This is a genomic window from Vibrio splendidus (assembly GCF_003345295.1).
Taxonomy (GTDB): Bacteria; Pseudomonadota; Gammaproteobacteria; order Enterobacterales; family Vibrionaceae; genus Vibrio; species Vibrio splendidus_K.
In genome coordinates, this window is the sequence record NZ_CP031055.1 from 1,412,475 (window position 1) to 1,437,026 (window position 24,552).

A 24,552-nucleotide genomic window follows, 5' to 3' on the forward strand; every position below is an offset into this window, starting at 1 on the left:
TAACCACAATAAGAACTTTAAAAGTGATTCACAACGCATGGCATCATCATTTCAGTAAGTTTAATGACGATTGCACTATGGTCTAAGTAAGGTGCTAGCGTTGTTCATACCTTAATTTGGCGTCATACGAATGGAGTAAATAATGTACAAGGAAACTGATTTTCAACTAAGCCAAAAAGAGTTTAGCTTCAAAAAAGATTCATACCCTTTATCAAAAATTAATGATGTGAGAGTTAAAAAACTCGGTTTGCTCGACAATGTGGGGCAAATAATATTTTGGTTATTTGTCTTCTCTGGAGCAGTTTGGCTAGCAGTTCCAAGCCTTGAAAGTACCCCGCTTTGGCTTAAAGCTATAGTTGTTATCTTAACTTTTGTAGGCTTTGGGTTTGGTCTACTTCATTGTTCAAAATATGCATTACAAATTGAGTTTCGTCATATTGACGATACAGGAGTTCAATGGGTAAATGTAGCTAAGTCTACCTCTGAATCTGACAATGGGTTATTTGAGCAACAAGCTGCGGCACTAAAGGTAGCATTCGAATAACAAGCGCTTAAGTAGACTACCAACACTTGGTATTTTTAACACGGTTTAGCTTGAGTGATTTAGGTGGCAAGTTTGAGTGTATTTGTAACGTTGTCATTTACTTCATTTGGTGTGAACTGGATAGGAGTGAGTCGTGCAAGAAGAGTATATGGATTACTACGCGAAATTTGACGAAGAGAAGCGTCTACTTTCTCAAAACATAACGCGTATTGAATTTGATACAACAATTAATGTTTTGGGGTCTTATCTCGAATCAGCAGGTCGTTTGACGGAGCTTGGTGCGGCTACTGGTCGCTATTCACTTCATTATGTTCGACAAGGTATGGATGTGACAGCAGTGGAGTTAGTTCCAGAATTAGTCGAGCAACTTAAATATAATGCTGAGACCCAGAATTTAGACTTGGTTGTTCACGAAGCAAATGCAACTAACGTGAGTTTTATTGAAAACGGTACTCAAGACGTTGTTTTAGTATTGGGGCCGCTTTATCACATACAATCGAAGTCAGGCCGAGAAGCAGTTTTAAAAGAGGCAAATCGAATATTGAAACCAAATGGTGTAGTTGCGATAGCGTATATCAGTCGTTTCTTTGTGGCGGGTTTGCTTGCCAAAATGTCCAGTAGCTTAGTTTCCCCTGATATTCTAAGTGAATTGAATGAAAGTGGCTTGGTCTCTTCTCCCGATGTAGATCCATTTTTTAGAACGGGATACTTTGCTAAGCCTTTAGAGATTGAAAGCTTGGTAATTGAATCTGGATTTAGTATCGAAAATCATATTGCAACCGATGGGTACGTTCGGTTTATTGGTCAGGAAGTTAATCAACTAAATGAGCAACAGTATCAATCATGGTTTAAGTATCATTTATCGACATGCTCCGAGGTTTCATTGCTTGGTAGCAGTAATCATGGTTTAGTTATTGCAAAAAAATGCATAGGAAAAAGCGCCTAGAACCGATTCTCAATGCTTGGCATTTTCACTGTGCATTGGTCTTAGTTATTAAGGTTCCTTTTAGCGGCTTAGTTATTGCGTTGCTCACCAATAGGGCAGCGTGTATGTTTCATCAATCTAGGAGCTCTTTCAATGTATTATTCTGAGGCTAATTGCCTTTGTGGTTATGTCAAAATCACAGCTAAAATCATCGATCCTAAGTTTACAGTTTGCCATTGTCAGTCATGTCGAACTTGGGGTGGTGCTCCGTTGTTTGCTTTGAAATGCGGTACTCAAGTGAAACTGGAAGGTGAAGATAAAGTAAAGATGTACAAATCTTCTTCTTGGGCTTCACGAGGTTTCTGCAGAAAATGTGGAACCCACTTATTTTTTAAATTCAAAGAAACAGGCGAGTACAATATGCCAGTGGGCTTGTTTCCAAGTTTGGAAGGGTTGGAAATGGATATGCAATATTTTAGTGACATGAGACCTGGTTACTATTGCTTTTACAATGAAACTAAGGAAATGACCACCGAAGAAATCATGGCCTACTTTGCAGACAAGGTATAACTATATGCATAACAATCAGTTTAAGGGTGACTCTAATGCTTGCAGGTTTATCTTACAGTATTGCAGCGTTTGTAGCCCCTTCAACGTGAGTATTGTTTTCCAAAGGAAGATTCATATAAATGAAAAATGTAGTTCAACTTGTCTTTGTCTCTAGAAATCAGTTATTGCTCGCCTTCCGCCAAAATACTGAAGCGTTTGACCAGTATTGGGGCTTTCCTTCTGGACGCATAGAGGACGGTGAATCTCCTCTAGACGCAGCAGAACGCGAAGCTTTGGAGGAAACTTCGGTTAGCACTAAAGAATTGAATTTAGCGGCTGAATTGGTTGACCCTAGTTTGCCGATTCGTCATTATTTTTACCTATGTTTTGATTGGGTTGGCAAAATAGAGAACGCAGAACCTAACTTGTGTCGAGAGTTGCGTTGGTTCAATCTCGACGAATTGCCAGAAAAGTGCACTCCAATAACTTACGTAGCAATGAAAAAAATTAAAAACGCGTTGCGTGACCATCAGCAACGAACTTAGCGCTATAACTTCTTAGCGCTATAACCTAAGAGGGAGATATGGGACTTAGATCATTTGAAAAGGAAGACTATGGCCTACTTATTTGTTGGATCGATTCAGATAAATTGAATTATCAATGGGGCGGCCCAAACCTAGAGTTTCCATTGGATTAAGTTCAAATTAGTTGGCACTGCTCATATCTATACGCCAAATTTTTACTGCGAGGGAATGAACATGAAACAACGACTTTTCAAGAACTTGAAGCTGGCATTAGGGGGTGGCTTTGGTGTTGCCATTCATCAGTACTTTTTTATGACGGATGGTGCGTTTGATTTCTATCGGCCACTTGTGGCGTTTGCTTTTACGTTTGTAGTGAGCAGTATTGGTACACTTCTAAAAGAAAGAATCATGGGTAAGAGGGAAGTTACATGAGAATAACAGAAGCCGTTCGGTCGGATTTAGAATCCTTTTTCGAATACATAGGAGTACAGCTTCTTGAAAATGCGGATGATAACTCTCCACTTTTCCAACCGATCTCTAAAAAGAATTGTGTGGTTTCAGAACAATTTAAAGACAAGTTTCGAAATGGTTTTGAGGCAAGCCTTGGTGAACATGGCTGGAGAAAGCTCTGGGTAATCAAAGACTCTAAGGAACGAGTGTTTGGTCATATAGACCTACGTCATTACGGTGAAGAGTATAAGTTTCATCGTGTGCTTCTGGGCATGGGTGTTGATTCAAGTCTAAGAAAGCAAGGGTTGGGTGTAGAACTGATTAAGTGCGTGACTGAGTTTTGTAACGAAAGCCCAAGTGTCGATTGGTTAGATCTCAATGTTCTCTCGAATAATCTTCCTGCAAAAAATTTGTATTTGAAATGTGGTTTCGAAGTGATTGGAGAAGTAACAGATTGTTACCTTATAGAAGGACAGTTTGTGTCTGAAACAATGATGACACTATGCACAAGAAATTCCGGGTAAGAACGCTTTGAAGAATGAATTATGACACTTGGCATCCTAAGCTTATGTTAGTGCTTAAGCTTGGTGTCAGCGCTTTTACACGGCAACTCTACCTATGAGCTAAAGAGGAATCATGACTAAAATCTATTTCGTGTGTGGCTTTATCGGTTCGGGTAAAACGACTTACTCTAAAGCGCTTGCAGAAAAGCATGGCGCCTTTCGTTTCTCGATTGATGAGTGGATGATTCCTTTGTATGGCGAGCATATGGAGCGTGAGGTTTTTGATAGCCGGCTGGCTACGCTTCAAGGTTTATTCAAGGACTCTGCAATGCAGCTGTTTTCCTTAGGTGTTCCTGTGATTTTTGACTTTGGTTTTTGGCGTGAGTCTGACCGAGATTCTTTTAAAAGCTGGGTATCAAACCTAGGTGTGGACAGCGAAGTTCACTACCTTGATGTTTCCTTTGAGACTTGTAAGCAGAAGGCATTTAGCCGTAACTCTGAACTGGATGGTAAGTCTTACGAAATGACACCTGAAATGTTAGATCTGTTTTGGTCTTGGTTTGAGGTTCCAACTTCAAATGAAAATGTTGTTTGGGTTCAACAGGACACTTAGCAAACTATATAGCCAAGCATAGTTTGAGTTAGCTGATCCTTTATATCGCAACAAGTGAATCGGAGGTTCAATGGACAAAGCAATCAAAACACATTTCGACGAGTATCCCGATGATGTTCGAGGCCGACTTGAAGAGTTGCGCTCATTTATCTTTGAGCTTTCATCTGATTTGGGTTTAGGTGAAGTCGAAGAGTCTCTGAAATGGGGCGAACCAAGTTACAGCGTTAAGACGGGTAGCCCAATTCGAATTGACTGGAAATTAAAATCACCAAACAACTATTACTTGTTCTTTAACTGTAAAACGAAGCTAATCGACACATTCAGAGAATTGCACGACGGCACATTGGCATTTCAGGGTAATAGGGCAATCGTCTTGAACCTAACTGAACCACTTCCTAGGGCACCGATTAAGCAGTGCTTAGAGCTAGCCTTAACTTATCAACAACGAAAACATCTACCGCTTCTTGGCGCGTAGTTCTTACGTGTTGTCATCATATTTCCTAAACTGGTTATCTGTGCTCTAGCTATCACTCTTTAAATCACTAAGACTGTACCATCTTGATTAGTATCAAGAGGCTAGGGAATCTATATAACCAACGCTGATTGTATTGCTTACCGTTTAAAAAGGTGTTCTAGTCACCTTGTATTTCAGACTTAAAGGTAGTTGTATGAATTTAGATAAAGCTAAGAAACGTATCGCAAAGCAGGTTAAAAAAGGCGACCACGGATACCCAAAAATCACGTTAGCGTATTACGGGGCGACCAAAGATCTTGCAACGGAAGTCGCGGTTCAATTTATGTTGGGTGAGGGCGATGGTGTCCAAGAAGAGCGTTTTTCTTGTGAAACCGAAATCCGAGATAATGAACTAATCCAAACGACGTTACTCAAGATAATCGAACGCGCTAATGTTAACTCAGTAATTGAAGTTGAAGGCGTGACGGTTCTTTAGTTGTCTTAGTATCAGTCGGTGCGTTTGAAATTTTCTATTCATAATTTATCAAGGAAGAAACATTATGAAATTAGCTCAGTTAAATATCGCTCTGGCAAAATACCCGTTAGATGCGCCGGAAATCAAAGAGTTTATCGATAACTTAGAGCTGGTTAATGGAATCGCAGAAAGCAGTGAAGGGTTCGTTTGGCGTCTGAAAGATGAATCTGATGACGCCACCAATATCCAAGCTTTCGATGATCCTAATATGATTGTGAACATGTCGGTGTGGGACTCTGTGGATTCGTTAAAGAACTTCATGTTCCGCACACATCACCGTGATTTTATGCGCCGAAAGGGTGACTGGTTTCATCGTTTACCTGAAGATACTTATGTGCTTTGGTGGATTGAAGCAGACCATATTCCCACACTCGAAGAAGCGATAGAGCGACTTGAACACCTCAGAGAAATTGGTGATTCGCCGTATGCCTTCACTTTTAAAACCAACTTTACAGCATCAGAAGCGCCAAAATAGCATTCGTCCAACCAACGTTATGTTCCATTGAAACTAAAAGAGGGGCATCTGTGGTGTGTGGGAGTTGTTGTTGGATGGATCATCGATAGTGTTTTCTGCATTTAAATTGATAAAGGTAAGTTGTGATTGAATTTAAAACGGTCGGTCTTTTTGTACTTACGGCGGTCGCCGAGATTGTAGGGTGTTATCTACCTTATCTTTGGTTGAGAGAAGACAAGAGCATTTGGTTATTGATTCCTGCTGCGATAAGCCTGGCGTTATTTGCTTGGTTATTGACGCTTCATCCTACCGCGACAGGGCGTGTTTATGCAGCCTATGGCGGTGTGTATATTTCTGTTGCCCTAATATGGCTGTGGCTTGTTGATGGCGAGAAGCCGACAACGTGGGATCTGGTAGGTGGCTCAGTTGCACTACTCGGTATGGCGATTATTATGTTTGGCCCTCGAAACGCGTAGTGCATGCATTGAGATGACAGGAAGAGAATAAATCATGGAAAAGGTTGATTGGCACAAGAATCAGATTGATGACAGTACCGTCATAACGGACAGCTACAAAACGACTCAGAACGTGCGTCGATATTTTAAGTCCAAGCTTGGCGAAGAGTTTAAATTTGACCGTGATTTTATGCAGTGGATGAACAATGCGACAGGATTGACTATGGGTGATGCCTTACAAGAGTGGGCGAAGCGTAACGATATAAAGTAACGGATTATCTTGTTGGTAAACTTATTTACCAGCTAACCAGTTCACAAAAATACCGCCGTAATCAACGGCGGTATTTTTTATTACGCTTATTGCATTATTCAGCTGAGAACTGAAAGCAGAGAGCCTAGTTAACGTGGGCTAATTCAACACTCTGCGTTTCGTTTGCGACTTTCCAATCGCCACCTAAGGCTTTATACACGGCAATCGTGGTGTTGGCGGTTTGAAGCTTGGCGGCGACTTGGCGATCTTGCATCGCTTTTTGTTGTCTTTGTGCGTCTAACACCGACAAGTAATCGACTAGGCCCGCTTTGTATAGCGACTTTGCTTTGTTCACCGCGTTATCGACGGCAAGGGTGGCTTCATCGATGCGCTTTTGGTTTTCTTGGCTACGACCATAGGCAAACAAGCTTGAATCGACCTCTGCAAAGGCGCTGTCTACCGAATGTTGGTAATTAAGCGCTGCAGAACGGAACCTTGCTTCGTTCATTTCCACCATGGCTTCGCCTCGGCCACCATCGAACACATTCCAACTGATACCGGCAGATGCCGCCCAACCAAATGAGTCGCTACTGAACAGATCATCAAAGCTTCCAGCCGTCACACCTGGCGTGCCCGTTAGGAAGAACTTTGGATAGCGATTAGCAATGCTTGCGCCGAGTTCTTCGTTAATGGCTGCCATTTCTCGCTCTGCGATTCGGATGTCTGGGCGTTGTTCTAACAAGTCAGAAGGTAAACCTGTCGGAATCACATCGTTCATTCTCGGCAAAGTAAAGTCACCTACTAAACGTTGGTTTACGCTCGTGAGTGATTCGCCTAACAACACCGCCATACGTTGTTTGTGGACTTGCTCTGCTATTTCAAGTTGAGGAACAATAGATTCAGTCGCGGCAAGCATGGCTTTGGCTTGAGCAAGATCTAACTCCGAGCCGTAGCCGCTGCGAACCACTTTGGTGACCAGTTCTAAAGTCTGCTTTTGGTCGGAAATGTTCTCTAGTGCGATCGCTTTTCGCTCTTGAGCGCCGCGATATTGCAGGTAGTTGTGAATGACATCGGCAGTGATCAAGGTATTCAAACCCGATTGGAATATCTCGGCTTGTTCCACTCGAATCGTCGCGGCGTTGGATTGCTTATCTATACGTCCAAACAAGTCCATTTCCCATGCGATGCTTGCACCTAAGAATCCGCCATCGTGTTGCGCTTCCAGCAAAGACATCCCCGTAGCTGATTCAACCGCATCAGAGGCGCCAAATACCGGGCCGAGTAGGGAGTCGTTCTCACTTAACTGGTAGTTGTAATAACCGCCTCCGACATTGATGGTCGGGACTTTGAATGACTCCACAACGCTTTTATATGAGTTCGCCATGCTGATGCGTTCGGCGGCCAGTTTAAGTGGGATGTTCTGGCTTTGAACATCGGCCACTAATTGATTGAGCGTTGGATCATTGAACTGCATCCACCAATGATTGTGCTGTTCATTTTTGCTCACATCGCCTTGATTCACGTCGCTTTGGTTTACATCACCTTGGCTATATAAGAAGGTCTCAGCCATGGTCGTTTGTGGTTCTTCGTAATCAGGGCCAACCGCACAACCTGTCAGCAACAAGGCGAGGGCAATAGGAGCCACTTTAAACTTCGTTAATGGATACATGTTTATTGCTCCTTGTTGAATGAGGTTGGAGTGCCGCTGTTTGTAGACTGAGGTGTTGCATCAAGCACGATCACTGCGTCTTTGATGGCTTCTGCTACCGTCTTCTTTTCTTCAGTTCGATAGAAAAGCTTGTACAGCACAGGCATTACAAACAGAGACAACACGGTTGCCGCAGCCAAGCCACCGATAATGGTTGCCGCCATCTGGTCAAACAGCAGGTCACTGAGCAGCGGGATCATGCCTAGTGCTGTGGTGAGTGCGCCCATTGAGATCGCCATAGTACGGTTAACGGTTGCTTCTTTGATGGCATCAGATAGTGAGCGACCGTTTTTACGTTCAAGTTCAATTTGGTCCATCAATACAATACCGTTCTTGATGATCATACCGGTCAAGGTTACCGCGCCAATCAAGGCCATGAAGCCGAACGGTTTATCCAGCAGTAACAAGCTGAATGTTGCACCCGTCGCCGCAAGCGGTAGGGTGGTGAAGATAATCACTGGCTGTTTGAAGCCGTTAAACATCGCAACCAGGATAATTACCATTAACAACATCGCTTTAGGTAGTTGCTTAAGAATATCGCTGACGGCTTTGTGCTCGTCGTAATATTCGCCACCCCATTCCAAGTAGTAACCGTGTGGAAGGTGGATGGATTCAATTTGCTCTTTAACGGAGTTTCTTACTGCTGCCGGTGTGGTGTAACGACCAACGCCAGCTTGTGCAGTGATGGTTTTTACTCGGTCACGACGCCAGATCATGGTCTCTTCGCTTGTAAGCTCAAACCCATCGATGACTTGACCAAGTGGAACGCTGTGGATGCCCAACAAAGAGCGAACCGGCAAAGTTTCTAGCGATTGAATAGAGCTTTCTGTACCACGCAGTTGAATCGTCACCAGTTCGTCGTTTAAGTTCATACGACCCAGCGGCATGCCTTCTGATGCACGTTTCATCGCGAATGCAATATCTGCGCGGTTAATGCCTGCAAGGCGCATCTTGTCTTGGTTGATGACAGGTTCTAACACTTTGCTCTTTTGACGCCAGTCGTCACGAACGTACTTGGTGTCTGGGTGTTGAGCGAATATAGCTTTCGCTTGCTCTGCTAATCCATGAAGCACCTCGACATCTGGTCCGGAGAAGCGCGCTTCAACACTGAATTTATCCGCCGTCGCCAATTTTAAGCTTATAAAGCGAGGGTCTGCATTTGGAAACTCTTCCATTAACCATTTATCACCACGTGCAATCAACGGGCTGAGTGACGGGAAATCGGTAGCGTTAATCAATATCTGACCGTAAGCCGGGTCAAACGGTTCTGGTTCTATAGTCACTGAGAAGCGAGGAGCACCTGCGCCAACATAGGTTGAAATACTGTCGACTTCCGGCTGTTCTAACAACCATTGTTCGATGCGCTTCATATCCTCTGAGGTTTGTTCAACCTTGGCACCATTTGGTAGCCAGTAATCTAAGAACAGAATAGGTCTGTCGGCTTGTGGAATAAAGTTAACGGCAATGTTCGGGATAGCCAATGCCGTCACTAAAATCAGCGGAATAAGCCCCGTCAGTGCTTTTAGTGGGTTGTCTACTGTCCAGTTTACGCTTTTACGGTATAAGCTCACTTTGGTGTCGTCAGCTTGCTCAGTTGGCTTGATAAAGAACCAACACATCAAGGCTGTGAACGTCATCGCGACTAGCCAAGACAGCAACAGTGAAGAGGCGATGATAAGGAATACTGAGCTAGCGAACTCAGCGGCATCTGTTTTTGAAAAGATAACAGGGCTCGCACCCATGATAGCGATAACTGTTGCGCCAAAGAGTGGTGTTGCTGTCTCTTTAACAGAGTCAATTGCGGCTTTGGTGCGGTCGATGCCTTTGTTGATTTTCACAATCATCATATCGGTGATGACAATGGCATTGTCCACCAACATGCCGAGGGCAAGAATGAAGGTACCTAGCGAAACTCGGTGTAAATCAATTGAAGTCATGTTCATATAGGTAAGGGTCAGCAAGATAGTCAGCAGTAAGCTTGAGCCGACAATAGTTGCGCTCTTTAGCCCCATGAATATGGCTAGGACGATGAATACAATCGCGACACTCTCAAGCAAGTTGCTTACGAAGTTGTCGATTGATTTTTGAACTTCTTCCGGCTGGTTAGCTACCGTCGCGATGTCAACGCCCAATGGCAAAGTCGCTTGGAAATCGCTGACGATTTGATTAATTTCATCGCCAAGTGATACCACGTTAACGCCGGTGACTGGGCTCATCGCTAATGTGACTGCAGGTACACCGTTGTAACGGTTCTCTGTCATCATTGGCTCTTGGTAGCCCATTGTGACGTCTGCAATATCGCCTAAGCGGATTAAGCTGGTTCCTAATTCACTAACGCCACCTTTGATCATCAGGTTTTTGATGTCGTCTAATGAACCAAACTCACTCGACTGTTGAACTCGGATTCGTTCCGTTCCTGCAGAAAACTTACCGGCATCGAAGGCCATGTTTTGCGTATTCAGCTGCGACCAAACTTGTGTGATAGATAGGCCGTATTGCGCCAACCTTTCATCTGGGATGTCGATATGCACAACGCGGGGTTTAACGCCATGCAATTCAATCTTCTTGATACCATCGACGGTCTTGATTCTGCGTTGAAGCTCTTCTGCGTAACGTCTTAGTTCAGCGGGCGATGCATCCTTACTGTGGATAGAGAAAAGCATGCCGTAGACTTCAGAAAACTCGTCTTGTACGACACTGATCTGTGCAGTCGAAGGTAGCAATAACTTCATATCAGACACTTTACGGCGTAATAAGTCCCACTCTTGAGGAAGTGCTTTTGAATTAAGAGACTCTTTTAGATCGACAAACACCATCGACATGCCAGGACGAGACAGTGAACGAAGTCGGTTTAATGATCCCATCTCCTGCAGTTTAGTTTCGACGGTATCCGTAACTTGCTGTTCCACTTCTTCAGCAGAAGCGCCGGGATAGAGTGTTACTACGACGGCCGTTTTGATGGTAAAGCTTGGATCTTCGAGCTTGCCAAGATCAAAGTAAGAAAATAGGCCTGCGATGACACTCAATGCAGTGAAAAACAGGATGAAGGTACGTTGTTTGATGGCGAAATCAGCTAGATTCATCATGATTTACCTACAGACTCTTAACTTGAATATCGGAGAAGTGTTGGCCTTCCATGACGTACTGAGCACCACTCACCACGACGAAATCGCCATCGTTGAGCGTTGATTCAACACATACGGTATTTTGAGACATCGAAACCACGTCCACAGTCACGCCATGAGCTTGTTCGTTCTTAACCGTGAACACTTGCTCGATGCCAGATTGATTCACCAACGCTGAATACGGCAAACAGAAATTACTGCTAGCGTCGCCAAGTTGAGTTGTCAATGTGACGGCTTTTCCTGGCAATACTGACATATTGGTTGTCTCTACATGGTAGGTAACCGCGTAGGTTTGTTTAATAGGGTGAGGTGACGTTGCAATTTCAGCGGTGTACCCAATCAACTTTTTCTCTGAGCCATACCAATTGATAACAGCGGTTTGATTCGGCTTGAATTCATGAATCAAGTTTTCTGGGACTTGGATTTTAACTTCGAGCTGATCAGGATTGTGAATAGTGAAAGCCGAAATGCCCGGCAGGACTTGTTCAAACTGATCGAAGTTCGATGCCGCAACCACACCATCAAATGGGGCGAGTAATTGGGTATAACGAATCGAATCTTTCGCACGGCGTATGTTCTGTTCCACGACTTTAACCGCCGCTTCACTTCTTTCGTAACCGCTGATTGCACGATCCAGATTAACATCGGCAATCGCGTTGTCATCAATGGCTTGTTTCACTCGAGCAAGTTCAGCCTTAGCTAGCTTGTGTGCGGATTTGGCTTCAAGAGAGCGGGCTTGTAACTCTTCCAAGGCGACTTGGTAATCATGAGGGTCTAACTGCGCAAGTGGTTGGCCTTTCTTTACTGACTCACCAACCGAGACCATCATTGTTTGAATAGTGCCAGGCACACGAAATGCGACGCCAGCCGTTTGTGATGATTGCAATTTACCGGTGAAGGATTTTTCAACCTGATGAGAAAGAGGCTCAAGTTGGATCACTTGAATCGGTCGCGTTTGTTTTTGAGGCGCTGTCGCCTCTGAGGTATTACAACCAAACAGGGCGGTTAGGCTTAGTGCAATGACTGTATATTTGAAAATAGGCGTCTGTTGAAATATCGACGAACGCTGAAAAATAGATGAATGTTGAGATATAGGCTTCATGGATTACTCCTGTCAATTTATGGAGTAATTCTATCTTTCAGTCTTGTTTAGATAATCTAGTCTACACGCGAAACACTGTCACATTATTCGTTACAATAGCTATAGTTTTGGAAGTTCTTGTAATAAAAAATCAATCAAAAGCTGCGCGGAATGGCTTAACGCTTTCCGTTGAGGGTAGAGCAGCCATGCTTCTTCTCTTTGGAGATTCTCGTCAGGGAACAGGTTAATCAAGGTGCCGTCTTTGAGTTGTTGTCGTACCAAGAGTTCTGGTAACAACGCGATGCCTCTATGTCGTATTACGCCGCCTTTCACGAAGCCAATGCTGTCGCTGACGACCGAAGGTTCAACTTTGATGGTGTGATCTTTGATCTCCCATTGTTTATCGATGTCGCCACTTGGCCACCTGAAGCAAACAAATGGGTAATTGGTGAGCTCTCTTAGGTTTGAGGGCGTACCTTGTTTCTCTAGAAACTCAGGGCTTGCGACAAAAATACGTTGCAGAACCATCACCTTACGAGCAACCACGTTAGCGTCGCTCAACGTACCACCATGCATCGCGAGGTCTAATCCTTGACGGTACATATCGACAAAGCCGTTGCTAATGTTGCGAATATCGAGCTCAACCTTAGGGTACATATCTTGGAATTTAAACAGAGTCGACTGCATGATGTCGCTGGTTTCAGGTAATAGACCAATCTTAATTTGCCCGTGTGCAACTTCTGAAAGGTTGGAAGCGACATAATTCGCTTTGTCGAGCGCACTTAATGCATTGAGGAGTTCTTTGTAATACAACTCGCCAGATTTGGTTAAGGATAGGCTTCGTGTGGTTCTAAAGAACAGTTGAATGCCGAGAGACTTCTCAAGGTCATTAATTCTACGGCTAACGTTAGCTCGGGGAAGGTCAAGTGCATTGGCGGCGGCAGTAAAACTACCCAGCTCGACGACAGTGGTAAAGAGCTTAAGATCTTCGATTTTCATAACAACGGCATTTAATCGTTTTTAGAACAGTATGTTGGCATCGTATACCAATTGGATTTTAAAATCGAAGCGTTCTTGGTTTTGGCTTGTTTTAAGACAGTAAAAAGCCAGCTGATCAATCATTATCAAAGCTGGCTTTGTGTTCACATCGGACAAGACTGCTCTATTTTTTACCTTGGACTTGGCAACTTGTTCTTTCACCTCACACCATATCAGTTTAGCGACCTCGACCGTCGACCATCACAATGATTGTTTTAGAAATGATGGAGAGGTCAGCGGCAATCCAAGACTTAACAGAACATAGGCTTAATGCGTAACTATGGTCAAAGCCCACTTTACGACGTACATCATCAATACAGGTATCATAACCTTGATTTACTTGTGCAAGCCCCGTAATACCAGGCATTACGCCGTATGTACGGTCAGCAAAATAAGGGATTTCGTTTTCTAGTTTGGTGTAAAAAGTAGGGCGTTCAGGGCGTGGACCAATTAGAGACATTTCACCTTTCAATACATTGAACAACTGTGGGAGTTCATCAAGACGTGTCTTTCTCAAAAAGCGTCCAACGGGTGTAATTCGTGGGTCATTCGCGGTAGCCCAGACTGCGCCAGAACGCGTTTCTGCATCTTCGTACATGCTACGGAACTTCATGATTTCAAAGATTGCCATTTTCTCCGGCGTAGATTTACCGACACGCAATTGGCGGTAGAAAATAGGACCGCGAGAAGTAAGTGCAATTGCCATCGCTATCAATGGAAATACTGGCGCTAACAAAATCACCGCAATCAATGAGCTAACGAAATCGAACGTACGTTTAGCACGTGAGATTTTGTATTGGTATAAGTTTTGAGTAGATAGCTGTTCAATGTTCATCATAATAAGTCCTTAATGATTCGCTCGTGTCCAAGGTGAGTTTTCTAGTCCGATTAGGTAACGAATGCCACCAATGAAGTTGGCATAGTGTCCAACTATCAAATAAGAGATTAATGAAATAGGTTTGTTTACTAGACGCTTTGGCAAGATACAACCAAGTACGCCAATGGTATAAACGGTAACTTGAGCCCATAACAGTGCTTCAAACACCAAGTAGTTACTAAGCAAGATGGAACACACTAAACACACGATCATTAAATATGGTGTTAGGAGGCGAAGTCCTTTTCCTGAGAAGAACGCAAATGCGATGCCCTTGAACTTAGGGCTGAATAAGCCAAACAATCGAATCGCTTGTTGCATGTTGCCCGCTGATATACGAAGTCTTCTTTTGAAGTCTGTTTCTAAATTTGATTCTTCTAGCTCTAATGCAACCATTTGGGTTTCGTATTCTGCGATGTAACCTTGTTTAACGATTTGCATCGGTAAGATGAAATCGTCATTAATAGTGTTGAGTGGAAGCAGTTCAAACAGGTGTGTTCTAAACAAGTAGAAAGCGCCATGAGAACCTAAGCTAGAACCTAATGATGCCTCAGACTCTTTAACGGCTGTTTGATACTGCCAGTAGGCGTTTTCGCCTTCATTGCCTGTAGGGCATAGTTGATACGTTGCGTTTACCACACCAACCTTGTCACTTTCAAAATGAGCCGCTGCAATAAGCAATGCATCCAATGAAATAAGGGCTGATACGTCACTTAGCGCCGTAATATCGCTTTTTATACTTGTCACTTCTTCATTGATAACCGCAACTTTTCCTCGGTTGGTCTTGTGGTCATGTATCTCGAAATAGATATCGCTGCACATCGCTTCTTGAATCGTCATTTCGGCGATTTCTACCGTGTTATCAGTGCAGCCATCACAAGCAATAATCACTTGTAGCTTCTTTTTTGGGTAATCTAATGAAGCAAGGTTACGAACTTTATCTGCGATCCATTGTTCTTCGTTAAATGCGGGCACAAGAATGGTAATGGTGGGTAGTGTGCAATCTTGTTGTTCGTCTTTATAACAACGATGGCTCTCTTCAATTTGACGCGCAGGGTGACTTTTCGCATACCAACGCAGTAACAGTGGATAGGCGGCGTGATGGTAGACAATCAGCGCACCAGAGAATAAGCAAAGTCCTGCAAGCAACCAGTCAATCATGCGCAAACTCCTTCTGAGATATCGTTGTAAGAGGCAACCATTTTTACAATGTCGAAGTTGTCGAGTACGTAACGACGAGGTGATAAAAAGCGTTCATTTTGCTTTTCTAATAGCGCACTAGCTAACCCCACAATGCTGCCGCTTTTGACGAGGGCGCCGCTGACTGGACATAAGGTTTCATCGACAGCTCCTACATTCATCGCGACGGTAGGGATGTTGCACGCCTGAGCTTCTAGTGTAGAAAGTGGCAGCCCCTCATGACGAGAAGGTAAACAGAAGGTATCCAAAGCGCCGTAAAAGGTGGTCATGTCTTCAATAAGGCCAAGGAATATCACACGGTCGCTCAAATTCAAGCGGTCAGTGAGTTGTTCCAGTTGCTTGCGTTTTGAACCATCACCAGCCAATGCGACAACAGTGTTAGTAGGAAGTAAGGTAAGCGCTTTAATCAGTTGGTCTTGACCTTTCACGTGTTCTAAACGTCCCGCACAACCTACGATGTGTTTATCGGTTGGTAGATCGAGTGTTGCTCTCGCGTTTGCTTTTGACATCGGTTTGAACTTCTCGCAATCCACACCGTTTTTAATCGTGATGATATTGTTGTATGAAAAGGCAGAGCGAAGTTGGTTGTAAACACGGGTTGCATCGGCCACCAAAGTTGGCTGAGCGGCTTTAAGTGCTAATGCTTGTAAGCGACGACGTTTGTTATTTTTCAAATGCCATGCATCATGCTCAGTATGAATTCGAGTGGGAACCCCTGATACGCGGGCAGCGTAACCCGCGTAGAGCAGTGGGCCTATGTGATGCGTGTGAACAACATCAGGGCTAATTCCTCTAAATGCTTTGATGAGTTTTATGATGATGTTGAATTGAACACCGGGCTCTTTGTCCAAAAACACGATTTGGTTGTGGTAAGGCTTCAGCTTCGGCCAGTTTGCGATGGATTCTGCTTTCGTGCCTTCAAGACTGACGATCAACACTTGGTCTGTTGGTTTAGCAAGGCGAAGCAAATCTAACGTTAGGGTTTCTAATCCGCCTGGGGCAAGGTGTTGAACAACGTGTATGATCTTCTTGCCATGCTTTGTTATCTGGTTATTCATAATTTGGACCCTGCCTTTATAATTCTTGTTTCGCCTTTCTGACGTTTCTCTTGAAGTAACTTCTTTAAAACGTTTGACTACACAAGGAGATTGCAGGAGTTGTGCCAATTAAATAGTTGCTATATTTCAGTGGCTTATGGCGAATGATTCTAGGGGGATTTTCATTTCTCAAAATGGGAATCAAAACAGAATACGAATGAATGGCTGTTTGAATCATGGTGTTAAATCATGGAGAAAGTTCAGGGGAAATCGAAAGTGGGATCAATAATTGAAAAACGCCAACCGAGAGTTGGCGTTTGCACTAGGAAGCTAAGAAGCTAGCAAGTTAAAAAATGGCTTTAAGGCTAATCAACTCATTTTAGGGATAACAGTAATCACAGGGACACCTAAGATTTCTTCAATTTCATCTTTACGCTTGATTGAAGAGTCAAACAGCTCAAACAATATCGCCAACCCAATGCCAAGGCCGATACCGGCAACGAAACCAGCCAGAACAAATACAAAAGAAGGTATGTTAGATTTGATACTAGGCGTGAAGGGCAAATCGATAATCTTCACACGTTTGTTTTGCTCGAACACACCAAGTGAACCCGTTAGTTGAGCCATTTCATAACGCTCTGTGAGTTCATCGGATAGCTGGCGCTTGATGTCTACCTGACGTTTAAGGCGATACATCTCTTTTGCATTCTCGCCGAAGTTATTCGCCTTGTGTTCTAATTCAAAGATCATAGTACGAAGGCTTTTAGTCTCTTCTGTCAAAGATTCAAAGCGAGCGCGAACCAGTTGTAAACTGTGTAATTGGGTGACTAAAAGAGGTTGGGTATCCGACAGTTTGTTCAGTGTCGTGCTACTTGCAATGTCCCAAAGCTGGTCACTGTTCATCGTAGGTTGAGTTACATCGAGTAAACTCTTTCTCTCATTTTCAAGTCTGTCTAGTTCACGAACTTTAGCCTGTACGGCACTGTGTTTGTTTGTGTATTTGGCTTGAAGTAGAGCCAGTTCACTGCGAATATCGATGATCTGATCTTCTATTCGACCTATCACTGGGTTGGTTTTTGAAAGCTGTTGATCGATTGACCCTAAGCTTTTTTCAACACCGGATAACTCGGCCTCTTTTTCTGCCAGTGTTTGCTTGAGTGACGCTAAGCGATTCAAACTTTGGCTTTGTACCTCAGGCGTCGAATGAACATTCTCATTCATGTATAAGGCAAGGGCTTCTTCTGCTACTTCAAGTTCAGCACTGCGCTTATCTATATGAATTTTCAAGAAGTTACTCGAGTCTTCAATCGAAGAACGTTCTGGTGCTAACAGTTGCTCAATAAAATGTTCACTTACCGAACGAAGCGTCGCTTCCATTCCATCTGGCGTATTTGAGCTTAAGCTGATTTTTAGAAAATCTTTTCCAAGCTGAGTCACCGTTAGACGTTGAGATAGGTCAGTAATGATCTCTTGTTTCTCAATTTCAGGCATATCAGGCGTGGTTAATTGCAGTTCATCAGCGACCGAGTAAAGCACATGTCGACTATGAAGTAGTGTTCTCAACGCGTTAAGGCGGTCTTTGAGCATGGTAGAAACGGCGATGTCTTCCAAGAATGGATTCATCTTGGCCGTTTCTTGAATCAACATACTGGTATGCGCGTCATATTTAGTCGGAGCCAACTTGCTCACACCAAAGCCTACAAAGGGCAAAATAAGGATTGGTAGAACTATAACGTAGCGTTGGCGCCACATGGCATTGATGATGACTAATAACCGCAATTTCAGATTATTCATAATAGCTCCAACATCCAATGTACGAAGTTACCGCGGTTCTGCCAACTGTCTTTGGAGACAACAGATACTGGCGAGTTTTCAAGGTGACGGCTTTGCTCGAGAGCTTCGACCATCTGTTGTCCATTATCAACGGACGTAACGTGATTCTTATAAGGAACCATTGCAGGAAAAGGGGTGGTCACGATAGGAGTTCCCGCGGCTAGGTATTCCATCAACTTTAATGGACTGCATGCTCGGATCTGTTCGTTATCCACGAAAGGTAATAGGCTTACATCCCAGTGTTGTGAATAGCTTGGCAACGTGTGATGTGGGCGAGGCCCCAAGTAATGAACATTATCGAAGTTAGGCAACGACAATGTATCAAGCTCATTAGGGCCGATGAATACAAAGTCCCATTCCGGCATTGCTGTCGCCACATGTTTGACCATGTCGTAATCCAGCCATTGAGATAAGCTTCCGTAAAAACCTGCAGTCGGGCGGTGGTGGCTTGGCAAGTCGTGTGCTCTTGGAGCTGGTGTAGAAAATAGCCCGACATCGACACCATGTGGTAAGAGTTGAGCTTTCTCACTAGGGAATTTGCCCATCAGCTTTTCACTAGCAGCGAAGATCAGATCTGATTTTTCAATCAATTCCAATTCATGCTGTGCGACAGTTTTGTGGTCAACGCCCGCGAGCGCACTAAAGTCATCCCCGCAGTAATAAACAACCGCTGACTCGCCTAAGTGTCCGCACAAATCAACAGCGGTAGGAAGGGAAGTCCATAAGATAGGAGCATGAAGCTTCAGCTCGGCAATAACTGGCTTCAACTGGCGTAACATCATTTGCTGAGCCAGTTTTCTAGACAACTTAGAAGAAGGCGCAGGAATGGTTTTCAAGTTCACAACCGTTATGTTGCCTTGGTCGTTTGAATCAGCGACGTTTTGTGGATCCAGCATGTTTTGAGTAACAGCGTTGCTTCGCCCTGTCAGTTTGTTGAATGCACGATTGATGTCTTTAACTGACAATCTTGGCTGTCTAAGACCAATAGAGTTGACCCATAAGACTTTATGTTGTTTAGCCAAGTGGCGAACCAAGTGTTGAGTCGATGAAGGCAGACCGCCAAAGTCTTCACCAAATACAATTAAATCACGCATGGTCGCCTCCATGAGTCTCTAACGAATCGAATACATCGGACTCTGTCACTTCAACGGATTTAATCTGACCGACAACTCGAGCAGGGTTACCGCCTGCGATTGCAAAGGCAGGGATGTTCTTTGTTACCACGCTGCCTGCGGCTATTACGGCACCTTCGCCGATGGTTACGCCACCTTTAACGGTAACATTGGTGCCTAGCCATACATCTTGTTCAAGAATGATGTCGCCGATTTGCTGAGGGTCATCTCCTTCACCTAGTGCTCGACGTTTTGCATCAAGCGGGTGTCCAGAGTATCCAAACAGGAAAGCGCCGCCAGCGATGCGTACGTTGTCGGAGATAACGACTTTACCTCCAACTGCGATAGTCGATTGCCAACCGATGTCTACATTGTTGCCAATCGACAGTAGTGGGTGTTCCAAGCCTTCAAGCGGTTGGGTACAACCAGAGAATGTCGTGTGGCCAGAGATACGGCAGTTATCGCCAATCGTAATTTGTACCGGACCGCTCACGAAAGGGAGGCCACCGTATAAATACAGGCGTTTCCCACATTGAGCGACACGACCTTTGAAAGCTGGTGTCCAGTAGAAGAACCGAGTAAAACCAGAAACCAAATTCACGACAAGCTTGTGTGCTTGGTATAGGCAGCGATTAAGTACTTGAGGGGTAGGTAGCTCTGTGCTTCTGATGTTTTTCAAAATGATAAACACATTTCTAATTCGAGAATTAGGGTGAAACTTAAGCCAATGTTTGAATTGATGTATAGATACTGACGTCATAATGAAAATCCTCTTTTTTGTTATATAGAAGTACTTTCATATATTGTGCCATTTAATAAGTTTATTATTTTCAATGTGTTACAAGTTGGCTTTTAGATTTTCTCATTTTGACAGGCAGTATGAGATACGTTCGCAACAGCAACAATCAATGCGGAAAGGATATAGATAGGCCAGTTGAAGCCTTGTGTTAGGAAGGTACCCGAGACGATGGTGCCAATTAACCCAGCATATACGGCGTAAGCCGCGGCATTGAGATTTGGGTCGATTGCGTTGGTCGTATCTGAAAGCTGTTTGAGGGTCGAGCGTATTGTTTTTATCAGTGAGCCAATCAATATCAGAAAGATAATCAACCCTAGAAAGCCAGTTTCAGCGAGCACGCCAAACCAAGTACTGTGAACCGCATGATTCAGTCCGTCCCAGTGCGAACTATAAAAGAAGTAATTAGAAAAGAAATTGTTTAGGCCGACTCCGGTTAAAGGGTTATCCAATGCCATTTTGAACGCGGCTTCCCATGCATAGATTCGCCCCATTGCAGATTCATCAACCCCTTGTTCAGCAGCACCGCCTGATGCTCTGTCTGAAATTCCAGCAACAAAGTAAAGGCCAATCGCTCCGATCGCGCCCAAAGTGATCAACAGTGATTTTGAACGTATTACTTTGAACGCAAAAATCCCGACCACTGCTAGCGCACCAAGTAATCCACCACGGCTTTGGGTTGCAACGATAGCGGCCAGTAACAATACAGCGACACCAATACTCAATACACGCTTAAAAGCATGAATGCCATGGGTGGTCGTCTGACTGAGCGCAAACGCAAGTGGAAACAAAAGAACCAGTGCTAAATCATTAGGATCTCCTAACATCGAACCAAAATCACGCCCAATAGTGACACGTGACCCTTCGACTAATCCGATACCATTGATTGAGTTGTTAATTGCAATAAGTGCGACTAACGAACCGGCCATCATGATGATTGTCGATGTCTTTGCTAAGTTTTCGACGCTGTTTACCAGCCACACGATAGCGAGTGTCATCACCATTATTTTCCAATACACGCCTTTAAATTCAGCTAACGCTATTGGACGGTTAGACGCGAAGACCAGGCCGATAAAGACGAGAGCCCAAAAAACAGCAAGCCAGCTCAATGTAGGGTGCCAGAATATTTTAAGTTCTTTGCTGATTAAAGCATGCCAGAGCAAAGCGGAAAGCGCGCCTAGCGAGAGTAATAGCGGTATCTTTAACGAATAGAGTTGAGGTATCGCTTCGTGGATTCGAAAAAATGAAAAGACAACGAACAGTATCACCATCCAAAAGGTTTTGTTAATAACAAACATTCCAGCCAAAGGAAGAAGTGCTAGCGCAACAATAACAGCGGGATGCGGCACGAAGTACCAGACAATACCGAGCCCGACACACAAGGCGCTGATCGTGATGATGACAGGCAATCTATTGGCTTCAGGATTGACCATTGTGACCTCTATTCGCAAATAAACTCTTAATGACTCGGCTCACAATCTTTTGAGACGTAGTTACACATGATGTTAAATATTGCAAAGCGAGTGCCAGTTATGCATTTTTCTTAACTAACTGATTTAGATTTAGATTATTAGGATAGGGCTTAGCCTTGAGTTGAGTTTTGTCATTTTGAGAATCAGTATAAAACTGACTAAAGTACTTAAATCATCAAGTCCAAATAACCAGTTATCTACTAAGACGAGTATTAACGGTCGAGTTGATAGATTTCTAACAACTGCGGGACAACGGCTTGTGGCGAGTATTGGTGTTTGACGGTTTCTATCGCGTTATTCTTGAGGGAGTCACGTTGTTCGCGAGTCAATGACATCCATGAGGATAAATTCTGCTCTAGAACTAACGCGGTTTCTGAATCAGATTCTGAATTGGCGAGGTAACCATTAACTTGGTGAACGATGAGCTTAGGCAAGTTACCAACTGAGGTGGCGAGAACGGGAATGCCGCGAATCATGGCTTCTAATGCCGCCATAGGTAAGCCTTCAAAGCGGGAAGGGATGATTAACAAATCGATTTGGCTCCAGACGTCGTCCATATTGGTCTGATGCCCATGAAAGGTAACATTATCAGGCTGCGATTTAACTAAGGCCTCCATTTCGGGTCCGTCCCCAAAAAGCTCAAACCGAACATCAGGAAACTGTTTGGCTAATGCGACAAATCGATCAGGCGCTTTTTCATGGCTCAATCGCCCCACAAAACCAACATGGAATGGGCCTGATGAAGGAGAGCTTGTTAACCCGGTTGGGACTTTAACAAAGTTATTCAATTGATGGGTTTTACTCGGTACTTTCGCTTTGATCTTCTCACTAACCACGAGCGACTGATCAGAAAGGAAGCTGCTGTAACGGTCGAGCCAGTCATAAAGCCATACTTTGCCTGTTGGGGTTTCACCTGCGTGATAAGTGGTGATTTGTTTGGTATTGCTTAAACGAGGTGAGATTTTTATGAGCTTGCTGACCAAACTGGCTTTGTAACCATGAGCATGGATAAGCCTTGGCTGATAATGTTGAACTGCACGTTTAAGCTGTGTCGCGCTATTACTGCTTGAATCCGCACAGCCAGAGGCTAAATCGGAGAGGTAACTATAAGGGATATGCAGCGCATCTAACTTTTCAACGATGATCGCTTCAGGCTTAAACTTAGTCAAAAGGACGATTCGAACAGCACCTGAATACTGAGCGCTTTCAGATATCAGGCCTTGTGCTAATTCTAAAACATGTGTTTCTATACCTCCAAAAGTTTGGCTGTCAATCAACAGCCAAATCTCATGAAGGTTTACGTTGAGTACACCTTGTTTAGGCTTGATTGTACTCATCTTCCGATTCCCAAGCCTGCTTCTTACGGTAAACGGTAGAAGGGCTAAGTTCTAACAACACAGCAGCGTTTAGCACATTCCCATCGCAATGATTGATCGCGTGTTGAATGGCTTCGCGCTCTATTTGCCACATTGGACGAATAGCACCTTCGTTTGTTGTAAATGCGGGCGTCATCGGGTCGTTGTTAGCGGGAACAACTGACGATTGCTCCAACTCTTCAGGAGTAATCGGTGGCAACTTAGCTTCGGGTGCTTCCACAACAGCAGCTTGGGGCGCCGCTACTCGAATCGGTGTCACTGATTTCGAAGTTGGAGCCGCGTCTACTTTATTAATTGGAGGCGGTAACATGTCTTTGGTCACGCTCGTTTCATTGTTCAACACCACGATGTTACGGATGATGTTTTGCAACTGACGCACGTTGCCTGGCCACACATAACGTTTAAGTAGATTCTGCGTTTCTTTGTCTATGGATTTGAACTTCTTCTTGTCTTGCTTCGCATACAATTTCAAAAAGTGATTAGCCAAAGTCACAATGTCACTTCCTCGTTCACGAAGTGGTGGCATCTCGATAGGCACAACGTGAACACGATAGTAAAGGTCTTCTCTAAAACGTCCTTCTTCGACCTCAACCAGTGGGTCGCGGTTGGTCGCACAGATAATTCTGACATCTACTTTAATCTCGCGATTACCACCGAGTGGAGTAAACGTACCTGTTTGCAGAAATCGTAGGAGCTTCTTTTGCATCTCCAGTTCCATTTCGCAAAGCTCATCGAGAAATAGGGTGCCACCATGCGCTTGCATCGCCGCGCCTTTACGGTCGGTTGTCGCACCGGTAAACGCACCTTTGACGTGACCGAAGATTTCACTCTCCATTAGGTCTCGAGGGATAGCACCACAGTTAATGGCAACGAAGGGCTTACCGTTACGCTGACTCTCCTGATGAATAGCCTCCGCGCACACTTCTTTACCCGTACCACTTTCGCCGTTAATAAACACGCTAGCGGTGGTTGGCGCCACCGAATCAATGATCTTATAGACAGCCTGCATAGGTAGGCAAGAGCCAATGAAATTATGAAAGCGGTCACGATCAAACTTGCTTTGCATATCATCAACGAGGTTCTCTAGCTTAGCTCGTTTCAAATGCAAGCGAACAGAGGTCTTAAGTCGATCGGCTTGAATTGGCTTTTCCAAGAAATCTTCCGCACCGCGTTGGATAAGGTCTACAGCAATATTAACTGAGCCATGTGCTGTCGCGATAATGACGGCGGTCGGTATTTCATTTTCGCTAATCCAATCTAGTACTTCTTCACCTGGCATGTCGGGCAACTTAAGATCGAGAATAACAAGCTGTGGAGAGTGCCTTTCAATGAAGATCTTAGCTTCTGCGCCGGTTTCGACGTGGAAAATATCGTAGGGTTCGTCTTTTACGTACTGCTTGTAGAGTACGGCGAGTGAGGTGGAGTCTTCAACTAACAATACCTTAGGGCGCATTGTGTATTCCTTTTGAAACTTTATCCTAACCAATCAATAACATAGTGGTATGCATCCATCAATACGAGTCTTGTTTATTTGTTATCTACCGCATGCAATCTCTTAACAAACTATAGATGTACTTCTCGCGTTGTTGGTCACGCCGGAGTGCATGTTAATGGTGGCTATATTGATAACCACTATATTGATAA

General features: G+C 44.1%; 25 protein-coding genes. 12 read left to right on the top strand and 13 right to left on the bottom strand.

The window, feature by feature from the left end:
* Positions 1–142 precede the first annotated feature (142 nt).
* From DUN60_RS06395 to DUN60_RS06450, 12 genes are all read left to right on the top strand, one after another.
* Positions 143–544 carry a hypothetical protein gene (locus DUN60_RS06395; RefSeq protein ID WP_114633523.1) on the top strand — a complete coding sequence of 134 codons (402 nt, stop codon included), beginning with the start codon at positions 143–145 and terminating at the stop codon, positions 542–544.
* A gap of 133 nt (positions 545–677) precedes the next feature.
* The gene (locus DUN60_RS06400; protein WP_114633524.1) at positions 678–1,490 is read left to right on the top strand and encodes a class I SAM-dependent methyltransferase; all 813 of its coding nucleotides are present in this window, start codon (positions 678–680) and stop codon (positions 1,488–1,490) included.
* Between the two features lie 132 nt (positions 1,491–1,622).
* Positions 1,623–2,039 (top strand): GFA family protein, encoded by a 417-nt coding sequence (locus DUN60_RS06405; protein ID WP_114633525.1) that lies wholly within the window; start codon positions 1,623–1,625, stop codon positions 2,037–2,039.
* Between the two features lie 119 nt (positions 2,040–2,158).
* Positions 2,159–2,563, top strand: coding sequence for an NUDIX domain-containing protein (locus DUN60_RS06410; RefSeq protein WP_017087944.1), 405 nt, complete (start codon positions 2,159–2,161; stop codon positions 2,561–2,563).
* A gap of 213 nt (positions 2,564–2,776) precedes the next feature.
* Positions 2,777–2,974, top strand: coding sequence for a hypothetical protein (locus DUN60_RS06415; protein WP_102456313.1), 198 nt, complete (start codon positions 2,777–2,779; stop codon positions 2,972–2,974).
* A complete protein-coding gene (locus DUN60_RS06420) occupies positions 2,971–3,516 on the top strand; it encodes a GNAT family N-acetyltransferase (protein ID WP_114633526.1) in 546 nt (181 codons plus the stop codon). The genes DUN60_RS06415 and DUN60_RS06420 overlap by 4 nt, the downstream gene beginning before the upstream one ends.
* Before the next feature lie 112 nt (positions 3,517–3,628).
* Positions 3,629–4,108, top strand: a complete 480-nt coding sequence (locus tag DUN60_RS06425; protein ID WP_114633527.1) for a P-loop nucleotide/nucleoside kinase family protein — start codon at positions 3,629–3,631, stop codon at positions 4,106–4,108.
* A 70-nt stretch (positions 4,109–4,178) separates the two neighbouring features.
* The gene (locus DUN60_RS06430; protein WP_114633528.1) at positions 4,179–4,583 is read left to right on the top strand and encodes a DUF1801 domain-containing protein; all 405 of its coding nucleotides are present in this window, start codon (positions 4,179–4,181) and stop codon (positions 4,581–4,583) included.
* A gap of 193 nt (positions 4,584–4,776) precedes the next feature.
* Positions 4,777–5,058 (top strand): hypothetical protein, encoded by a 282-nt coding sequence (locus tag DUN60_RS06435; protein ID WP_050621360.1) that lies wholly within the window; start codon positions 4,777–4,779, stop codon positions 5,056–5,058.
* Positions 5,059–5,122: 64 nt separating this feature from the next.
* Entirely contained in the window at positions 5,123–5,572 is a 450-nt protein-coding gene (locus tag DUN60_RS06440; protein WP_114633529.1) for a DUF3291 domain-containing protein, read from the top strand.
* Positions 5,573–5,694: 122 nt separating this feature from the next.
* Positions 5,695–6,027, top strand: coding sequence for a YnfA family protein (locus tag DUN60_RS06445; RefSeq protein ID WP_004733816.1), 333 nt, complete (start codon positions 5,695–5,697; stop codon positions 6,025–6,027).
* A gap of 34 nt (positions 6,028–6,061) precedes the next feature.
* Positions 6,062–6,277, top strand: a complete 216-nt coding sequence (locus DUN60_RS06450; RefSeq protein WP_017101670.1) for a DUF6434 domain-containing protein — start codon at positions 6,062–6,064, stop codon at positions 6,275–6,277.
* Between the two features lie 124 nt (positions 6,278–6,401).
* Here the strand turns inward: DUN60_RS06450 and DUN60_RS06455 are convergent, their stop codons facing one another.
* The 13 genes from DUN60_RS06455 to DUN60_RS06520 form a co-directional block, all read right to left on the bottom strand.
* Positions 6,402–7,925 carry an efflux transporter outer membrane subunit gene (locus tag DUN60_RS06455; protein ID WP_114633530.1) on the bottom strand — a complete coding sequence of 508 codons (1,524 nt, stop codon included), beginning with the start codon at positions 7,923–7,925 and terminating at the stop codon, positions 6,402–6,404.
* A gap of 2 nt (positions 7,926–7,927) precedes the next feature.
* Complete coding sequence (locus DUN60_RS06460; RefSeq protein WP_208638355.1) at positions 7,928–11,047, bottom strand: efflux RND transporter permease subunit; 3,120 nt, start codon at positions 11,045–11,047, stop codon at positions 7,928–7,930.
* A 10-nt stretch (positions 11,048–11,057) separates the two neighbouring features.
* Positions 11,058–12,191, bottom strand: coding sequence for an efflux RND transporter periplasmic adaptor subunit (locus DUN60_RS06465; RefSeq protein WP_114633532.1), 1,134 nt, complete (start codon positions 12,189–12,191; stop codon positions 11,058–11,060).
* A gap of 99 nt (positions 12,192–12,290) precedes the next feature.
* Positions 12,291–13,169 (bottom strand): LysR family transcriptional regulator, encoded by an 879-nt coding sequence (locus DUN60_RS06470; RefSeq protein WP_114633533.1) that lies wholly within the window; start codon positions 13,167–13,169, stop codon positions 12,291–12,293.
* Positions 13,170–13,386: 217 nt separating this feature from the next.
* Positions 13,387–14,046 (bottom strand): sugar transferase, encoded by a 660-nt coding sequence (locus DUN60_RS06480; RefSeq protein ID WP_017083640.1) that lies wholly within the window; start codon positions 14,044–14,046, stop codon positions 13,387–13,389.
* Positions 14,047–14,055: 9 nt separating this feature from the next.
* On the bottom strand, positions 14,056–15,243 hold the full coding sequence (locus DUN60_RS06485; RefSeq protein WP_114633535.1) for a glycosyltransferase family 2 protein: 1,188 nt from the start codon (positions 15,241–15,243) through the stop codon (positions 14,056–14,058).
* Entirely contained in the window at positions 15,240–16,340 is a 1,101-nt protein-coding gene (locus tag DUN60_RS06490) for a glycosyltransferase (protein ID WP_114633536.1), read from the bottom strand. Before DUN60_RS06490 ends, DUN60_RS06485 begins: the two co-directional genes overlap by 4 nt.
* A gap of 348 nt (positions 16,341–16,688) precedes the next feature.
* Entirely contained in the window at positions 16,689–18,113 is a 1,425-nt protein-coding gene (locus tag DUN60_RS06495; RefSeq protein ID WP_114633537.1) for a GumC family protein, read from the bottom strand.
* Entirely contained in the window at positions 18,110–19,246 is a 1,137-nt protein-coding gene (locus DUN60_RS06500; RefSeq protein ID WP_114633538.1) for a glycosyltransferase, read from the bottom strand. Before DUN60_RS06500 ends, DUN60_RS06495 begins: the two co-directional genes overlap by 4 nt.
* Positions 19,239–20,024, bottom strand: coding sequence for an acyltransferase (locus DUN60_RS06505; RefSeq protein WP_017094511.1), 786 nt, complete (start codon positions 20,022–20,024; stop codon positions 19,239–19,241). The genes DUN60_RS06500 and DUN60_RS06505 overlap by 8 nt, the downstream gene beginning before the upstream one ends.
* Before the next feature lie 92 nt (positions 20,025–20,116).
* The gene (locus DUN60_RS06510; RefSeq protein ID WP_114633539.1) at positions 20,117–21,493 is read right to left on the bottom strand and encodes an O-antigen ligase family protein; all 1,377 of its coding nucleotides are present in this window, start codon (positions 21,491–21,493) and stop codon (positions 20,117–20,119) included.
* A 251-nt stretch (positions 21,494–21,744) separates the two neighbouring features.
* Positions 21,745–22,869 carry a glycosyltransferase family 4 protein gene (locus DUN60_RS06515; protein ID WP_114633540.1) on the bottom strand — a complete coding sequence of 375 codons (1,125 nt, stop codon included), beginning with the start codon at positions 22,867–22,869 and terminating at the stop codon, positions 21,745–21,747.
* Positions 22,850–24,361: a sigma-54-dependent transcriptional regulator gene (locus DUN60_RS06520; protein WP_065205220.1), complete on the bottom strand. Its 1,512-nt coding sequence runs from the start codon at positions 24,359–24,361 to the stop codon at positions 22,850–22,852. The genes DUN60_RS06515 and DUN60_RS06520 overlap by 20 nt, the downstream gene beginning before the upstream one ends.
* Positions 24,362–24,552 lie beyond the last annotated feature (191 nt).

What these genes read in the sequence shown, in the direction of transcription:
- DUN60_RS06480 (WP_017083640.1), bottom strand. Translation starts at nt 14,046, where the DNA reads ATGATGAACATTGAACAGCTATCTACTCAAAACTTATACCAATACAAA.
- DUN60_RS06435 (WP_050621360.1), top strand. Translation starts at nt 4,777, where the DNA reads ATGAATTTAGATAAAGCTAAGAAACGTATCGCAAAGCAGGTTAAAAAA.
- DUN60_RS06500 (WP_114633538.1), bottom strand. Translation starts at nt 19,246, where the DNA reads ATGCGTGATTTAATTGTATTTGGTGAAGACTTTGGCGGTCTGCCTTCA.
- DUN60_RS06455 (WP_114633530.1), bottom strand. Translation starts at nt 7,925, where the DNA reads ATGTATCCATTAACGAAGTTTAAAGTGGCTCCTATTGCCCTCGCCTTG.
- DUN60_RS06495 (WP_114633537.1), bottom strand. Translation starts at nt 18,113, where the DNA reads ATGAATAATCTGAAATTGCGGTTATTAGTCATCATCAATGCCATGTGG.
- DUN60_RS06425 (WP_114633527.1), top strand. Translation starts at nt 3,629, where the DNA reads ATGACTAAAATCTATTTCGTGTGTGGCTTTATCGGTTCGGGTAAAACG.
- DUN60_RS06395 (WP_114633523.1), top strand. Translation starts at nt 143, where the DNA reads ATGTACAAGGAAACTGATTTTCAACTAAGCCAAAAAGAGTTTAGCTTC.
- DUN60_RS06505 (WP_017094511.1), bottom strand. Translation starts at nt 20,024, where the DNA reads ATGACGTCAGTATCTATACATCAATTCAAACATTGGCTTAAGTTTCAC.
- DUN60_RS06510 (WP_114633539.1), bottom strand. Translation starts at nt 21,493, where the DNA reads ATGGTCAATCCTGAAGCCAATAGATTGCCTGTCATCATCACGATCAGC.
- DUN60_RS06410 (WP_017087944.1), top strand. Translation starts at nt 2,159, where the DNA reads ATGAAAAATGTAGTTCAACTTGTCTTTGTCTCTAGAAATCAGTTATTG.
- DUN60_RS06520 (WP_065205220.1), bottom strand. Translation starts at nt 24,361, where the DNA reads ATGCGCCCTAAGGTATTGTTAGTTGAAGACTCCACCTCACTCGCCGTA.
- DUN60_RS06430 (WP_114633528.1), top strand. Translation starts at nt 4,179, where the DNA reads ATGGACAAAGCAATCAAAACACATTTCGACGAGTATCCCGATGATGTT.
- DUN60_RS06485 (WP_114633535.1), bottom strand. Translation starts at nt 15,243, where the DNA reads ATGATTGACTGGTTGCTTGCAGGACTTTGCTTATTCTCTGGTGCGCTG.
- DUN60_RS06490 (WP_114633536.1), bottom strand. Translation starts at nt 16,340, where the DNA reads ATGAATAACCAGATAACAAAGCATGGCAAGAAGATCATACACGTTGTT.
- DUN60_RS06450 (WP_017101670.1), top strand. Translation starts at nt 6,062, where the DNA reads ATGGAAAAGGTTGATTGGCACAAGAATCAGATTGATGACAGTACCGTC.
- DUN60_RS06460 (WP_208638355.1), bottom strand. Translation starts at nt 11,047, where the DNA reads ATGAATCTAGCTGATTTCGCCATCAAACAACGTACCTTCATCCTGTTT.
- DUN60_RS06405 (WP_114633525.1), top strand. Translation starts at nt 1,623, where the DNA reads ATGTATTATTCTGAGGCTAATTGCCTTTGTGGTTATGTCAAAATCACA.
- DUN60_RS06515 (WP_114633540.1), bottom strand. Translation starts at nt 22,869, where the DNA reads ATGAGTACAATCAAGCCTAAACAAGGTGTACTCAACGTAAACCTTCAT.
- DUN60_RS06440 (WP_114633529.1), top strand. Translation starts at nt 5,123, where the DNA reads ATGAAATTAGCTCAGTTAAATATCGCTCTGGCAAAATACCCGTTAGAT.
- DUN60_RS06470 (WP_114633533.1), bottom strand. Translation starts at nt 13,169, where the DNA reads ATGAAAATCGAAGATCTTAAGCTCTTTACCACTGTCGTCGAGCTGGGT.
- DUN60_RS06415 (WP_102456313.1), top strand. Translation starts at nt 2,777, where the DNA reads ATGAAACAACGACTTTTCAAGAACTTGAAGCTGGCATTAGGGGGTGGC.
- DUN60_RS06465 (WP_114633532.1), bottom strand. Translation starts at nt 12,191, where the DNA reads ATGAAGCCTATATCTCAACATTCATCTATTTTTCAGCGTTCGTCGATA.
- DUN60_RS06420 (WP_114633526.1), top strand. Translation starts at nt 2,971, where the DNA reads ATGAGAATAACAGAAGCCGTTCGGTCGGATTTAGAATCCTTTTTCGAA.